Source organism: Peribacillus psychrosaccharolyticus ATCC 23296 (genome assembly GCF_000305495.1).
Classification (GTDB): domain Bacteria; phylum Bacillota; class Bacilli; order Bacillales; family DSM-1321; genus Peribacillus; species Peribacillus psychrosaccharolyticus.
This window is the reverse complement of record NZ_AJTN02000187.1, coordinates 12,298-27,948: the sequence shown is the minus strand read 5'-3', so window position 1 is coordinate 27,948 and position 15,651 is coordinate 12,298. Positions and strand designations below refer to the sequence as shown.

14 protein-coding genes, 1 pseudogene and 1 riboswitch are annotated in these 15,651 nt (G+C 38.6%); of the genes and pseudogenes, 13 read left to right on the top strand and 2 right to left on the bottom strand.

All coding sequences use genetic code 11. The annotated features are described in order from the left end of the window. Positions 1-109: 109 nt before the first annotated feature. The 8 genes and pseudogenes from WYK_RS10660 (at position 110) to WYK_RS10625 (ending at position 9,018) form a co-directional block, all read left to right on the top strand. Positions 110-835, top strand: a complete 726-nt coding sequence (locus WYK_RS10660; RefSeq protein WP_040374480.1) for a pseudouridine synthase — start codon at positions 110-112, stop codon at positions 833-835. Positions 836-945: 110 nt separating this feature from the next. Continuing rightward, complete coding sequence (gene resA, locus WYK_RS10655) at positions 946-1,476, top strand: thiol-disulfide oxidoreductase ResA (protein ID WP_040374479.1); 531 nt, start codon at positions 946-948, stop codon at positions 1,474-1,476. Between the two features lie 15 nt (positions 1,477-1,491). Next, entirely contained in the window at positions 1,492-3,129 is a 1,638-nt protein-coding gene (gene resB / locus WYK_RS10650; protein WP_040374478.1) for a cytochrome c biogenesis protein ResB, read from the top strand. Next, positions 3,122-4,299: pseudogene (gene ccsB, locus WYK_RS10645) on the top strand (c-type cytochrome biogenesis protein CcsB). The gene resB and the pseudogene ccsB overlap by 8 nt, the downstream one beginning before the upstream one ends. A gap of 271 nt (positions 4,300-4,570) precedes the next feature. Further along, on the top strand, positions 4,571-5,287 hold the full coding sequence (locus WYK_RS10640) for a response regulator (protein ID WP_040374496.1): 717 nt from the start codon (positions 4,571-4,573) through the stop codon (positions 5,285-5,287). After that, a complete protein-coding gene (locus tag WYK_RS10635) occupies positions 5,284-7,062 on the top strand; it encodes an ATP-binding protein (protein WP_040374477.1) in 1,779 nt (592 codons plus the stop codon). Before WYK_RS10640 ends, WYK_RS10635 begins: the two co-directional genes overlap by 4 nt. 230 nt (positions 7,063-7,292) lie before the next feature. Further along, the gene (sigX, locus tag WYK_RS10630) at positions 7,293-7,841 is read left to right on the top strand and encodes an RNA polymerase sigma factor SigX (protein WP_040374476.1); all 549 of its coding nucleotides are present in this window, start codon (positions 7,293-7,295) and stop codon (positions 7,839-7,841) included. Continuing rightward, positions 7,819-9,018 carry a hypothetical protein gene (locus WYK_RS10625; protein WP_040374475.1) on the top strand — a complete coding sequence of 400 codons (1,200 nt, stop codon included), beginning with the start codon at positions 7,819-7,821 and terminating at the stop codon, positions 9,016-9,018. Before sigX ends, WYK_RS10625 begins: the two co-directional genes overlap by 23 nt. A gap of 80 nt (positions 9,019-9,098) precedes the next feature. Here WYK_RS10625 and serA read toward each other — a convergent pair whose 3' ends face one another. Next, entirely contained in the window at positions 9,099-10,673 is a 1,575-nt protein-coding gene (serA, locus tag WYK_RS10620; protein WP_040374474.1) for a phosphoglycerate dehydrogenase, read from the bottom strand. Between the two features lie 321 nt (positions 10,674-10,994). Beyond that, a riboswitch (FMN riboswitch) is annotated at positions 10,995-11,130 on the top strand. A 171-nt stretch (positions 11,131-11,301) separates the two neighbouring features. On the opposite strand from serA, the gene WYK_RS10615 reads away from it, so the two are divergent. Further along, complete coding sequence (locus WYK_RS10615; protein WP_040374473.1) at positions 11,302-11,895, top strand: ECF transporter S component; 594 nt, start codon at positions 11,302-11,304, stop codon at positions 11,893-11,895. 69 nt (positions 11,896-11,964) lie between these two features. Here WYK_RS10615 and WYK_RS10610 read toward each other — a convergent pair whose 3' ends face one another. Continuing rightward, positions 11,965-12,213, bottom strand: a complete 249-nt coding sequence (locus WYK_RS10610) for a ferredoxin (RefSeq protein ID WP_040374472.1) — start codon at positions 12,211-12,213, stop codon at positions 11,965-11,967. A 289-nt stretch (positions 12,214-12,502) separates the two neighbouring features. On the opposite strand from WYK_RS10610, the gene WYK_RS23315 reads away from it, so the two are divergent. The 4 genes from WYK_RS23315 (at position 12,503) to WYK_RS10595 (ending at position 15,636) form a co-directional block, all read left to right on the top strand. Next, positions 12,503-12,784 (top strand): YpbB family protein, encoded by a 282-nt coding sequence (locus WYK_RS23315; RefSeq protein ID WP_051387440.1) that lies wholly within the window; start codon positions 12,503-12,505, stop codon positions 12,782-12,784. A 188-nt stretch (positions 12,785-12,972) separates the two neighbouring features. Beyond that, positions 12,973-13,572 (top strand): helix-turn-helix domain-containing protein, encoded by a 600-nt coding sequence (locus tag WYK_RS10605; protein ID WP_152526456.1) that lies wholly within the window; start codon positions 12,973-12,975, stop codon positions 13,570-13,572. Further along, a complete protein-coding gene (locus tag WYK_RS10600) occupies positions 13,569-15,071 on the top strand; it encodes a RecQ family ATP-dependent DNA helicase (RefSeq protein ID WP_040374471.1) in 1,503 nt (500 codons plus the stop codon). The genes WYK_RS10605 and WYK_RS10600 overlap by 4 nt, the downstream gene beginning before the upstream one ends. Continuing rightward, positions 15,061-15,636, top strand: a complete 576-nt coding sequence (locus WYK_RS10595) for a CPBP family intramembrane glutamic endopeptidase (RefSeq protein ID WP_040374470.1) — start codon at positions 15,061-15,063, stop codon at positions 15,634-15,636. Before WYK_RS10600 ends, WYK_RS10595 begins: the two co-directional genes overlap by 11 nt. Positions 15,637-15,651: the final 15 nt, after the last annotated feature.

The following is a 15,651-nucleotide window of genomic DNA, read 5'->3' as shown; positions in this document are numbered from 1 at the left end:
CAGTTAGTATATAATAAAAAGCATTTGTTTTTTTGCTTCAATGTGTAATAATTGTATGATTGCACTAACGGATTTACAAATCAAAAGGAAACATTAGAGGTGAATATAGATGGAAAGATTACAAAAAGTTATTGCTCATGCAGGACTTGCATCGAGACGAAAAGCAGAAGAAATGATTACAGAAGGAAAAGTAAAGGTTAATGGCAAGGTAGTGAAAGAGTTGGGTGTGAAAGTCGGCCTTCATGATAAAGTTGAAGTAAATGGAGTGCCAATGGAAAAAGAAAAATCAGTGTATTTCTTATTTTATAAACCACGTGGTGTAATCTCAGCTGTAACGGACGATAAAAACAGAAAAGTTGTAACAGATTTCTTCCCGGAGATCCCTGAAAGAATTTACCCGGTTGGACGTTTGGATTACGATACATCAGGTTTACTGATTTTGACGAATGATGGTGAATTTGCGAATATTATGATGCATCCGAAACATGAAGTAGAAAAAATCTATGTGGCAAAAGTAAAAGGAATGCCATTCCGCGAAGATCTTAAAAAGCTGGAAAAAGGAATTAAGCTAGAGGATGGAGTGACAGCTCCGGCCAAGACTAAAGTACTTTCAGTCGATAAACAAAAACAAACATCAATTATTGAAGTCACGATTCATGAAGGTAAAAATCGACAAATTCGCCGTATGCTTGAAGCAATTGGCTATCCTGTTATAAAGCTTAAGCGTGAACAATATGGATTCCTGACATTACATGGTTTATCTGCCGGTGATTCAAGAGAACTGACACCGCATGAAGTTAAACTGCTTCGTTCAATGGCGATGAACGAAAAATAACAGCAGCATGGTAAGATATGTCACAGATTCTTCACGTTTGTTAACACTATCGCTATGTTGTTAAATGGTATAATAGAAAGGAATTTTTACTGTACGGCGGGGGGACACAAATGAATAAGAAAAAACGGCGCCTGATTATGAGAACCATTATCTTGGCAGTATTGGCTCTAGCTTTGGTGTATACGCTTTATGCTAACTTTACCAAAGACAGTAACCAGACGATTAAAAAAGGAGATACAGCTCCTGATTTTGCACTGGTTGACTTAGATGGAAACAAACATAAGCTATCAGATTATAAGGGACAGGGGATTTTTCTGAATTTCTGGGCTACATGGTGTAAACCATGTGAATACGAAATGCCATATATGGATAACCAATATCAACACTATAAGGATCAGGGTGTGCAAATTTTGGCTGTCAATGTAGATGAATCAACCTTAGCCGTTGAAAAATTTGTCAAAAGGCATAACCTGACATTCCCAGTGGCAATTGATAAAGGCAGCCAGGTTTTAGCAGCTTATGGTGTAGATCCACTGCCTACTACTTTCGTAATAGATAAAGAAGGGAAAGTAGTAGATGTACTTTCGGGCAGTTTGTCTGAAGCTGCAATTCAACAGCATATGGAGAGTATTAAGCCTTAATGGGGAGTTTTAAACATGAATGATATTAAATGTGAATGCGGGCATGTCAATCCGTATGGCACCATTCTTTGTGAGAAATGCGGACGTTTGCTTGATGAAACACAAAAAGACAGTAAGCTCATTGATATGCGTTATGAAGGCGGAGCCAGGCGGTCTCAAACGTATAACAAAACGATTGTTGATAAAATATGGAATTTCTTTTCTTCCGTAAAAATTGGAATCTGGCTGATTGTGCTCGTATTAGCGGCATCTGCCATTGGCACCATATTGCCTCAAGAAATGTACATACCTAAAACGATGACAGCAGCAGAATATTATGAAGAAACATACGGCTGGTTTGGGAAGCTTTATTATCTCTTAGGGTTCCATAATTTATACAGTTCTTGGTGGTATCTAGCTTTGATTGCGTTCCTAGGCATGTCGCTGACGATTGCTAGTATTGACCGAATTGTACCGCTATATCGCTCACTTACGAAACAAAAGGTGGAGCGCCATGAAGGGTTTATGAAAAGACAGCGGATATTTGGAGTATCTGAAACGGACCAAACGGATACCCAGGACCTTAAACAACGTCTCGAAAAACAGCGATATAAAGTGCGTGAGGAGAATGGCAGCCTGCTTGCTGAAAAAGGCCGTTTTGCCAGATGGGGTCCATACGTCAATCATTTGGGCTTAATATTATTCTTACTCGGCGGTATGCTGCGATTTGTACCTGGAATGTATGTGGATGAAATCCTCTGGATTCGCGAGGGAGAAACGAAAGCGATCCCTGGCACAGATGGAAAGTATTTTCTTAAAAATGATGAATTTATTCTGGAAGTCTATGATAAAGATGATAAAGATTTCTCTGAAGCTATTGAACGTACAGGTACAGTAGCAAAGAACTATCAGTCTAATGTCACGCTGTATGAAAAAGACGGTGAAACACTTCCAGGGGAAGAAGTCAATTTGAAGAAAATAAAAGATGCTCAAATCAAAGTCAATATTCCATTGAAGCATGATCATTATGCGTTGTATCAAATGGATTATAAAAAAGATGAATTAAATACGATGTCTTTTGATTTGATTAATAAAAAAACCGAAGAATCGTTTGGCAGTATGACGGTCGATCTTAATGACCCCAAACCCAAATATGACTTAAAAGAAGGATATTCAGTAGAGCTTGAAAGCTACTTCCCAGATTTTGAGTTTGATGATAAGGGAACACCTATCACTAAATCAAAAATACCGGATAATCCTGCTTTCGTATTTACTATGTATACACCTGATAAGCCAAAAGGTGAGACGAGCTTTGTTGCTATTAAACAAACATTAGAACCACTTGGGGAGAACACCTATAAACTTGCATTTGCAGGTATAGAAACGAGAAATGCAGCTGGTTTAGCTGTTAGAAAAGATATGACACTATGGCTGTTATTCATTGGCGGCGGTATCTTTATGATTGGAGTAATTCAGGGGAGTTATTGGAATCATCGTCGGATATGGATTCAAAGAAGAAATGGCCAGATGTGGCTTGCCGGTCATACAAATAAAAATTGGCACGGTCTGAAAAGAGATATCGAACAAGTTATTAAAGGGACGGACATAGAAGAACCGGTGGATCAAGCTCAAGATGAGCCGTCTTCCAAAAAGGGGGAAGTTTTAAATGGCTGAACTAAGCAGTAATTTATTATATGCAGCATTTTTCTTATATTTAGTGGCAACAGTCTTATTCGGTGGAGCGATTAAACAAAAAAAGGACAAATGGAAAAGAAGCAAAGTAAATGGGCACTTCTTGCCATCTGGGTGACAACAATCGGATTTATTGCTCAAATTGGCTATTTTATTACGAGATGGATTGCCAGCGGACACGCGCCCGTTAGTAACCTTTTTGAATTTACCACTTTCTTTGGTATGATGCTGGTAGGAGCATTTATCGGCATTTATTATATGTATAAAACACCTGTTTTAGGCGTGTTTACTCTTCCAGTTGCTATACTTATTATTGCTTATGCAAGCATGTTTCCACGGGAAATATCCCCGTTAATTCCTGCTCTGCAAAGTGATTGGCTGCATATCCATGTAACGACTGCTGCCATTGGTCAATCCATATTAGCTGTGAGTTTTGCCGCAGGGTTAATTTATCTAATAAAATCAGTTGATCAGTCAAAGCGAAGCGCGAAGACATTCTGGCTGGAAGCGATTATGTTCTTTTTGATTTGTACCGTCGGCTTTGTGCTTGTATCAAGTGGATTTAAAGCAATGGACTATAAAGCAGAATTTACTTGGGTAGATAAGAGTGGTCAAACAGCTGAGATGGAATATACCATGCCTGCTCTTGTAGGACCGCATGAAAGTAAACTCGAGACACCCGATGCGTTCAAACCGTTTTTTGATCTCCCGCCTATACTAAGTGGAAGAAAGGCGAATACAGTGATCTGGTCTCTTGGGGCAGGAATTGTCCTTTATGGAATTTATCGTCTGATATTCCGGAAACGTGCTGGCGCTCTTCTTCAACCGTTAGTTAAGAACGTTAATCTCGATTTAATGGATGAAATTAGTTATCGTGCCGTTATGATCGGTTTCCCAGTTTTCACTTTAGGTGCACTGATATTTGCCATGATTTGGGCACAGATTGCTTGGAGCCGTTTCTGGGGATGGGATCCTAAAGAAGTCTGGGCACTTGTTACATGGTTATTTTACGCAGCATTTTTACATTTACGACTGTCAAAAGGCTGGCAGGGCGAAAAATCTGCTTGGCTTGCCGTAATTGGTTTTGGGATTATTCTGTTTAATCTTATTGTCGTGAACTTAGTTATTAAAGGACTACATTCATACGCATAATGAACCAAAGCGTTTGTTTTTTGTTAACGGATTGTCCGTTACTTAAAACTACGCTTTTTTTCTATTAGTGCCTCGGACTGAACGTTTATGGACTTTTTTTATAGATTTTTTGAACGAGTATGGCTAATTTGTCTTTTTTTGGGAGATTTTAGTAATGAAAGTGACGATATTATGTCTATTTTCTGTTCACTTCATGAGAGAAAACGAAAAATTATAGAAATTCTGCTCTTTTTTGATAAACTATAGAGAAGAGAGAGAGAGGATGGGTAAAATGGATAATGAATTGAAAATTCTAGTGGTTGATGATGAAGATAGAATACGCCGGCTTTTAAGAATGTACCTTGAAAGAGAAGATTACTTGATTGATGAAGCAGAGAACGGAGATATTGCGATATCGAAAGCAAGTGAAAATGATTATGATTTAATTCTTCTTGACGTAATGATGCCAGGGAAAGACGGGATTGAGGTTTGTCGGGAAATAAGAGAAATTAAATCAACACCCATCATTATGCTGACTGCTAAAGGTGAAGAAGTTAACAGAGTTCAAGGCTTTGAAGCAGGGACGGATGATTATATTGTGAAGCCGTTTAGTCCCCGAGAAGTGGTCTTGCGTGTGAAAGCGCTCTTGCGCCGTTCTTCCTCAAATGGGTTCTTACAGGCAGAGTCTGCTTCAAAAGATGTTATTGTATTCCCTGATTTAATGATTGATAACGATGCGCATCGTGTAACAGCAGATGGGAAAGAAGTCTCGCTGACACCGAAAGAGTATGAATTATTATACTTCTTGGCAAAAACACCTGATAAGGTTTTTGACAGAGAACAGTTATTGAAAGAAGTGTGGCATTATGAATTTTTTGGAGATCTTCGAACAGTAGATACGCACGTTAAACGTTTGCGGGAGAAATTGAATAAAATATCTGAAAACGCTGCAAAAATGATTGTAACTGTTTGGGGCGTTGGATACAAATTTGAAGTGAACAATGACTGATGCTTTGGAGAAGTGTTGTAGGGAAACTATGGGCAACTATTCTACTGCTGGTAACGTTTGTTCTCTTAATTCTGACTGTTTTTCTAGTTGAATTTTTCGAAAACTTCCAAATTGAAGAAGTAGAGAATAATTTAACAAAAACAGCGCATCGTATTGTACAAATTACTAATGAACACAGTAATACTGATGAAGTGCTGAAAATCAGTTCAGAACTTGTTGGTGATGAAACAAAAATCGTTGTGTTTCAAAATGACTCTGTTGTTTATTCTTCAAACGAAGGCGATCTTTCTGGGATTTCCTATGAATTCTTGGAAAATGACTCCGCTTTTCATCGCGTTTTTACAGAGGGTAAAACCGTTGAAAAAGAAATTACTCATCCACAAAAGGGGGAGGATGGTGAAAAGATAAAAGCAATCGTTATTGGTATGCCGTTGGAGTTGAATGGCAAGCAGCATCAGTTGTTTTTATATCAATCATCCGAATTAATGGAAGAGGCAATCGGCTCCACAACTAAATTTATTCTTTTAGCTGCTGGTGTTGCGATTATCTTAACAACCATTTTTGCTTTTTTCCTTTCCACTCGAATTAATGCTCCTTTAAATAAGATGAAGGAAGCTGCCTTTGAAGTGGCTCGCGGCAAATTTGATACGAAGGTACCTATTGTGACGCAAGATGAAATCGGCGAGCTGGCAATGGCGTTTAATCAAATGGGTAAACAGCTTAAATTCAATATGAGTGCGCTAAGCCAAGAGAAAGAACATCTTGCCAGTATATTGAGCAGTATGGCTGACGGGGTTATTACCTTTAATAAAGATGGTACAATCCTTGAGACCAATCCACCGGCAGAACGATTTCTCCAAAGCTGGTATTTTGAGAAGCAAGATGAAAGTAATGATGTTCCAGCAGTATTAATGACCCTATTTAATCAATCAGATATCCTTGATAAGGAGCAAATTGGTGAAATTAGTCTGCAGGGTCATGATTGGGTACTAATCGTCAGTCCGCTTTATGGCGCCGGCAGTATAAGAGGCGCTGTAGCCATTCTTCGGGATATGACAGAAGAACGGAAAACGGATAAACTCCGTACTGATTTTATTGCCAATGTCTCTCATGAACTGAGGACACCTATTTCCATGCTGCAGGGCTATAGTGAAGCCATTATTGATGATGTAGCCGGCACTGAAGAAGATAAGAAGGATATGGCACAAGTTATCTATGATGAATCACTGCGTATGGGCAGGCTTGTTAATGATTTGCTGGATTTGGCAAGAATGGAATCAGGGAAGGTTACTTTAAGATATGAAAGAATTGAAGTAACCGGTTATATTGAACGAATCGTATACAAGTTTAATGGGCTTGCGAAGGAAAAAGGGATTCAATTATATGCCAAGACTGCTAGTGAAGAAACGTATTGGGATTTTGACCATGATCGAATCGAACAGGTGTTGACCAATTTAATTGATAATGCCATACGCCATACGCCAAGCGGAGGCACTGTGGAAGTGTCTCAATGGATAGAAGAGAGAAATGGATTAGTCATGGAGGTAAAAGACTCTGGAACAGGTATACCTGAGGAAGATCTAGCTTATGTATTCGAAAGGTTTTATAAAGCGGATAAGGCGAGAACACGTGGTAAATCTGGAACGGGGCTTGGTCTTGCTATTGCTAAGAACATTATAGACGCACATGCAGGCTATATTTCTGTACATAGTCTGCTGGATATAGGGACAACATTTACTTTTTCTTTGCCACGAATGTTGGAAGAAAATGAGTAAAGATATAAAATGATGACGGAAAATCTTGTTTCATAAGAAACGACTGTTTTTAGAACCGGATACTGCCGCGAAATGAAAAGATATCTCAAATGGGAGTCTATTTCTTTCGCAGGAGTATCCGGTTTCTTTTTCGGAAATCTATTCCTTTTTCTCCATAAAAATACTATAGTTAGTTTGTAACTATTCTCCGGGAAATTACGACTACAATATATGAACGGAGGGAGAAAAAAATGGACTCCGTTTTTCAGGAACTCTATGAAAAGTATCATAAGGATTTATATCAATTTTTATTTTATATGGTGAAAAAACATGAGGTGGCAGAAGATATTGTTCAAGAAGTATATATTCGCGTTTTAAAGTCATATGACCGCTTTGAAGGGAAAAGCAGTGAGAAAACTTGGCTCTATTCGATTGCAAGAAATGCAGCAATTGATTATTTTAGAAAAGAAAAAGGCTGGAAACAGCGATTGCTGGAGAATTTTGATTTGGATAAGCAGCCTGTTAAGGATGTTCAGCCGTTACCTGAGGAAATTGCTATTCAAAACGCTGAAGTTCAAGGGATTTATCAAAGCTTACATTCATGTACACTTGATCAACGTAGTGTTATTATTCTTCGATATATTCAGGGATTATCGATTATGGAGACTGCGGCTGTTTTGGACTGGACGGAGAGTAAGGTGAAAACAACACAGCACCGTGCATTAAAGGCCATTAAAAAGAAAATGGAAGAGAAGGGCAGGGAGGAGGGGAATTCAATTGAAAAAATCCCAATGGAATGAGTACGAACTTATTAAGCTTCTTCAAAAACTGCCGGAAGTAGAAGATAAACGTTCACGTTCAGAAGTTTATCATCATGTTAATAATCGATCCATAAGGAAAAGGAAACAGAAGAAAAATTGGATTCCTTTGTTTGCAGCGACTGCTGCGCTGCTCCTCGTGGCTGTCCTGGGTGCTTCCATTTTGAACGGCGAAAGTACAGATAAGAAATCACCCAGAAGTCAGTTTATATCGATGGATCAAGTAGAAAAACAGGAAGACAAAAAGGAGTCTAATGAATCGGATTATAACACAGAAAAAGCTAAAGAGAATAAAGCTGCAGTTGAATCAGATGCCATGGCAGATGAAAAAGAAACTTTAAATGACGAGGAAGACTACGCTAGTAAGGCTGAAGCGAACGAAAGTGATCAAGCGGCAAACCGTGAGGCTGTTACGATAGGTGTACCAGATGATCAATCTAATTACATTATTCCCATAACCGTCTCAAGTGCTTCTGCTTCACTTGCTCAGGCATTAGTTGAAGCGATGACTAATGCAAAGGAAGAAGCGTGGGGCCTGACCGATTACTATCCGCTGGACATCACAATTAGTGATGGTGCAGAGAATAATCAAATTATCATTGACTTGTCTGAAGATTCACCATTGATTACGTTAGATAGTACATTCTTAGCCGCTTTACAAGAAACAGTAAAATATAATCAAATTGAAAGTGTCGTATTTACCACAAATGGGCAGCCTGGGGTATCGTTTTCTCATGCAGGCATGTTAAAGACCTTGGAGATTAGTAAATTTGATAAAAAAGCCTTTCTATTGTATCAGCTTCATGAAACTAGCAGGAGGTTTCTTGCACCATCAAACATCAGCTATGATTCTATTACCGACGCATTAGCGTCACTGAAGGAAGATCCGGGTATTGAAGGCATTTCCCCTTCAGTACCTCAAACAATCGGCTGGGACAATGTCAGAGAGCATAAGCGTACACTTGAAATTGACCTGTCTAATGATACGCGTATAGACGATACGGACGAAACAAAAACCGCTATAGAGGCTATTCTTTTTACTGCAAAAGATTTTGGCTTTGAACAGGTGCAATTGTTTAATGCTTCCATAAATCAGGTACAGGAGCTAGACTTATCGGCGCCGATTACGATTCCGGCAGCACCTAATTATATAGAGTAATGAAGGAATGGATATAAACTTTCCGCATAAAAAAAGACTGTCGTTGAGTACTCGACGACAGTCTTTTCTTCGTACAGAGATTATAATGTTATTTTATACATGGATGTAATATCAGCATTTTCTTTAAGTTTATCTTTTAAGCTAGGCTGTAGTGGTTTATCAAAGGTAAGTACCATGATTGCTTCGCCGCCGGCTTGTTTACGGCCAACCTGCATGGTGGCGATATTGACATCGTTATCACCTAGGATTTTCCCTACGCGCCCGATTACACCAGGTTTATCGATGTGTTGTATATAAAGCAGATTTCCTTCAGGATGGAAATCAATCTTAAATCCGTTAAGGTTCACGATTCTAGAACCATAATTAGGAATAAATGTACCGCTGATATTAAGCTGCTGCTTATCTCCAGTTACAGTTACCGTGATTAAGTTAGAATACCCAAATGTGTCATGAGAGGTTTTATCGCCAATAGATACGCCGCGCTCTTTAGCGATCAACAATGCATTTACTTCATTAATGGGTACGTCTAGTCTTGGTTTAAAGAAACCTGATATAAGGCTCTTCGTTAAAATCGATGTATCAAAGTCCAAGGCTTCTCCTGCATACGAAACAGAAATTTCTTGTACACCTTCTTGCATACATTGTGAAACAATTGCTCCCATTTGTTTGATCAGTTCATAAAATGGCTGAACCTTCTCAAAGACCTCTTTAGAGATGGCAGGAAGATTAATTGAATTTGATACTGGTTTTCCTTCTAAGAATACTAGCACCTCTTGGGCAACCTGTGTAGCCACATTCAACTGTGCTTCTTTTGTTGAAGCACCTAGATGAGGAGTGGCGATGACTTGATCTAATTCAAGAAGCTTATGTCCAAGGGGGGGTTCTTCTGTAAAGACATCTATAGCTGCTCCAGCAATATGGCCCTCCACGATTAATTCATATAAATCATCTTCATTAATGATGCCGCCTCGTGCACAATTTAATAAATAAACACCCTTTTTACAAGTCCGCAGGTTATCTTTGTTCAATAAGCCTCTTGTTTCATTAGTTAGAGGTGTATGTACGGTAATTATATCTGAGCTGGTTAGGACTTCAGACAGCGGCAGGGAAGTGACAGAAATCTTTTTAGCGCGATCAGCTGTTAAGAAAGGATCAAATACATGAACATCCATGCCAAATACTTTTGCACGCTTGGCAATTTCAGTTCCGATACGGCCCATGCCGACAATTCCCAACGTCTTGCCATAAAGTTCTGTTCCTGTAAAGGATGAACGTTTCCATTCTCCATTTTTTAAGGAAGAATAGGCTTGTGGGATATGACGCATTAAGGAAGCCATCATTGCAAACGTATGCTCAGCAGTCGAAATTGTATTGCCATCAGGTGCATTAACAACGACAATTCCTCTTTTGGTGGCAGCAGGGACATCGATATTGTCAACGCCTACCCCGGCTCGAGCTATAATTTTTAAGTTAGACATTTGACTCATTAGTTCTTCTGTTACTTTGGTCGCACTTCTTACAAGAATGGCATCCATTTCATTAAGCTCATCCTTTGCTTCTTGGATGGTTTTCTGAATAAGGGTAACATGAGAGGACTCTAATAAGGGTCCCAATCCCTCTGGTTTTATAGCATCTGCAACTAAAATTCGATACACGTAGAAACACCTTCCTAACCAAGTTTTTCTCTAGAATTTTCAGTTAATTCTATCGACCTTTTATCTTTCTGTCAATTTGATCTCTTAATGTGTAATCGTTTTCAATTTGAATATGTTTGTGAATAAATGTTACCAGCATGCATTCTGAATGGTTTTTCGATTCACAAAAGCATGGTGTGAAATTATTTTAGCGAAGTACAGCGGCATAGTGTTTAAGGGAAGTATGCGGAATAAATAATTAAAAACTAACTTTTAAAGCCAAAAAGCTTTTCAAACATAGAAATATCGTATATACTCTTTTTATGCAATAAAATTTAATAGGTCTATCTTCGGGGCGGGGTGTAATTCCCCACCGGCGGTGATGAAGGAATATCCCTTCTAAGCCCGCGAGCCTTACAAGGCAGGATTTGGTGTGATTCCAAAGCCGACAGTATAGTCTGGATGGGAGAAGATGGAGGTTCCAAATGCCGTGCCAAATGTAATAATTTGTGACGTTTATTTGTTGATGCCGCTAATTCTCCCTTTGATCATCTTATTGATCAAAGGGTTTTTTTGTGAAACGGCATTTGGTGCCGATCCTCTTTTCGTGGGGTAGATTAGTACACAAAAAGAAGGAGAGAGAGCTATTATGAGCAACACGCGTGTGAAAAAATTAGTTATACTTTCGATGTTAGGGAGCATAGCCTATGTGCTAATGCTGTTGAATTTTCCGTTTCCAGGATTGCCGCCTTTTCTAAAGATTGATTTCAGTGACATTCCTGCACTCATTGCTGCGTTGATTTTTGGACCGCTGGCAGGTATTTTAGTAGAATTAATCAAAAACATGCTGGATTTTGTTATGACAGGAAGTCCTACAGGTGTACCAGTTGGCCATCTGGCTAATCTTGCTGCAGGGATCTTGTTTATCTTACCAACCTATTATGTTTATGAACTGCTTAAGAAGACAAAAAAGGGAATGACTTTTGGTCTGATTACAGGTACATTCGTAATGGCTGCATTTATGAGTATCCTAAATTATTACGTTATTCTGCCTGCTTATACGATTTTTGCGGGAGCAACAGCCATGTCAGGTGCTGAAACCAGACAAATGATTACTACAGCCATTCTTCCATTTAACATCGTAAAAGGAATTTTAATTACTGTCGTATTTATGCTGCTGTTTGTCCGTCTTCAAACATGGATTAATAAGCAGTCAATATATAAAAAATATAAAAATGCTTAAACAAAAGTGCAGATTACTTGTATGAATAAAAAAAAGCCATCTTCCTGTTGGAAGATGGCTTTTTATTTACTATTCAAATTTAAGTGCATCTCCATCAAATGCTTCATCTGCTACTTTAATGGAATCTGTTGGACAACCTTCAAATGCATCCATCATGTCATCTATGAGAACGTCTGGAATTTCAACAATCCCTTCATTATCATCCAGTGTTACATAAGCTATACCTTCATCATCATAATCATAAATGTCAGGCGCAGACGCTCCGCATGCACCGCAGGCAATGCACGTTTCTTTGTCAACGATTGTATATTTTGCCATGAATAAAGACCTCCCGATATGTTTTATCTCTGGCTTCCTTTGCCACGAAAACCATATACTCTTATCTATTGTAAAACTGATATAGTAACTTTTCAATATAAATATACCTGAGAATCTTTATCAAATAAGAAAAGTCAATAGAAATTGTTACGCAGAATCTATTTTTTTGAATTGTCAGTCATAGGCGATACTATATTTTTAGTACGCTTATGTTTATAATACCATGAATGAAAGGCATTTTGTTACAATAGGACAGTAGGTTCAAATCATTTTACGGCGGGGGATAAGAATGCTGACGTATTTCGAAATTATTGTTTTATATGGAATAAAGGTTTTTGATGGCGAACGGTCAATTTATGCTATTTATCATATGCTTAAGGGAAAAAAATCGTCACAAACGATTCAGGATGCACATTTGTTTGGTTTAAGTCCTTTATTTGGAACGCTTCCGAGTATTTTAAGAAAAGATCTTGAACAAACGATTACTGGCTTTGCTAGAAAAGAGTATATAAAAAACATACCCGAGAGGACCGTTATCAAATCACTGAATCGGGAAACGTGCATTTATTAGAATCATTTAAACATTGTCCTTTACCAAAGGATCTGAATGGAATAAGGTTTCGAGATAGTACAGTACCCTTTTGGGAGAGGTTAAGCCTTTTAATTCAAACACTCTCTCATATTGTTCACAGTGAAAATCGCTTTTATCCCATCCAGCGGAATTTACAAGTTCAAGGGTGGGTTAAGCATTTTTTAGCTGTGAATCAAAAGAATCGTAATGAACTCGCGGAATGTTTACTCTCAGAATTAACCGGATATCTAGAAACTAGAGAGCCGCTTGAACAAAACATTTTTGTATGGAGGTTAACTGGTAATCGGCGAATCGGAAGTACATATCCTCAGTTGGCTGGAGAGTTGAAATTGGACGAAGGCTATATACGATACGTATTTCTTGGAACACTTCATGGCTTAATTAAAGCGAGTATGGAAGAACCTGCCCGTTATTCCATACTTAGAGGTGTAGTAAAAGACTTACATAAAGAAAGTGAAAGACAGTTGACTCAGTCTACCAAGGTCACATTAGATTATGTTTTAAAGGGAATGGAACTTGAAGAAATCGCCGGTTTCCGACGACTAAAGCTAAACACAATAGAAGATCATATTGTCGAAATTGTACTTACAGATTCGTCATTTCCTATTGATTCCTATGTTTCGGCGGAAGCTCAACAAAGAATTGCCGAGGCAGTTAAATCATGCAGTACCAGACAATTGACACCTATAAAACGTGCACTAGAAGATGATGAAATCAGCTTCTTCCAAATTCGACTGGTGCTGGCTAAATCGGGGGGGATCATATGAATTTGGAGGAAACCCTTTATCGGCACTTTGGCTTTTCTACTTTTCGTCCAGGACAAAAAGAAGTCATTACTTCATTGCTTGAGGGTAACCATACCTTGGGGATGCTGCCGACCGGTACCGGGAAATCTTTATGTTATCAACTGCCAGCTTATTTATTAAAAAAACACGTTATCATTGTTTCGCCGCTGCTTTCCTTAATGGAGGATCAAGCGGAGCAGCTTAAAGTGCGTGGTGAAAAAAGTGTACTAGCCTTAAATTCATTCTTAACGCCAAGGCAAAAACAGTCTGCCCTGAGTCAACTAAATCGCTATCGGTTTATTTTTCTTTCACCTGAAATGCTGATGCTCGATCAAGTAATTACAGAGGTGAAGAAGCTTGATATTGGGTTGTTTGTCATTGATGAGGCCCATTGTATTTCACAGTGGGGATATGATTTCCGGCCGGACTATTTACATTTGGGCAGCGTAAGAGAGAGGCTGAATAACCCGCTTACCGTGGCGTTGACAGCAACAGCTACAGAAGCGGTCCGTACGGACATCAAGTCTAAACTCAACCTTAGAGAAGCTAATGAGGTCGTCTCATCGGTCGATAGAAGCAACATAGCGTATATCGTTGAAAATTTTTCGAACTACGAGACTAAATTAACCCGCTTGTTAGAGCTTGCCAAAGAAATCAAAGGATCAGCAATTATTTACTTTTCCAGTAAAAAAACAACGGAAAATGTTACACAGTATCTGCAAGAAAATGGAGTAAAAAGCATTGATTTTTATCATGGCGGCATGGAACAGGAACAGCGTAAATTGATCCAGCAGCAATTCATAACTGGACAGCTGCGTATTATATGTGCGACAAGTGCTTTTGGTATGGGAGTGAATAAAGAAGAGGTTCGAGCTGTCGTTCATTTTCATTTGCCGGTTTCTATGGAATCGTATGTTCAAGAAGTAGGGAGAGCTGGGAGAGACGGTAAACAAAGTATGGCTGTTTTGCTTTATTGTGAAGGGGATGAAGGATTACCGCTTCGCTTATTGGATCAACAGATTCCTGAAGATAATCAAATAGAGGGCGTATGTACCATGATGAGCGAACAAAATGAAAATCGACAGTCTCCTGAAGTACTCAGACAACACTATTCTTTATCTGAAGGACAGTGGAATTTTATACAGCATTATGTGAAGGAGCATCAGGAACAAGTGGAGATGTCTGTTATGATTGAACAGTTAAAACAATACAGTAAAACTAGAAGGCAATATAACATTAATCGGTTTGCTGGTCTTTTTAATTGGTTGAAGACCAATCAATGCAGACGTACGGCTATCCTTCAATATTTTGAGGAAGATTTGTTGAAGCCAAATTTAATATGCTGTGATCGATGCGGGGTAAATGTGAAAGAATTGACGGAGAACTTGAAAGAATCCATACTAAATCCTGTCCATCCATTTGAGTGGAAACAAGAATTGACCGCTATGTTAGTAAAGGACCCTGAATTGTATGAAAAATAAGCAAGCAGCAATGATTAAACAGCTTTCAAATCGTGAATTATTTTTGAATTTACTTGTCACACAGATAATCATACTTATTACTGCGGGTATATTAGGCTTTTTTCTACATATTCAGTCAGCTTCTTTTTTGTCTCTTTTTCATATTCGTCCTAGCCAACTATTGATTGGATTGACGGCTGGTATAGCTCTGGTTTTGGTTGACCTCTATATGATGAAAAGGGTGCCGGATTCTTGGCAGGATGACGGTGGAGTGAATGAACGAATCTTTAAAAGTCTTTCTTATCCGATGATTGTGGTGGTCGCGTTAATCGTTGCTGTTACTGAGGAGATTCTTTTTCGTGGGGTTCTTCAGGTTAACTTCGGACTGATATGGGCGAGCTTGATTTTTGCTTTGGTACATTATCGCTATTTATTTAATGGTTTTTTATTTATCAGTATTGTGATGGTTAGCTTTTTTATTGGCTTCATATTTGAAATTACGGGGAGTCTTACTGCGACGATTGTGATGCATTTTGTGATTGATTGCATCCTTGGTTTTTTAGTAAAAGCCAAAGGGAAACAATAGTTTAGAGAGAGGGAT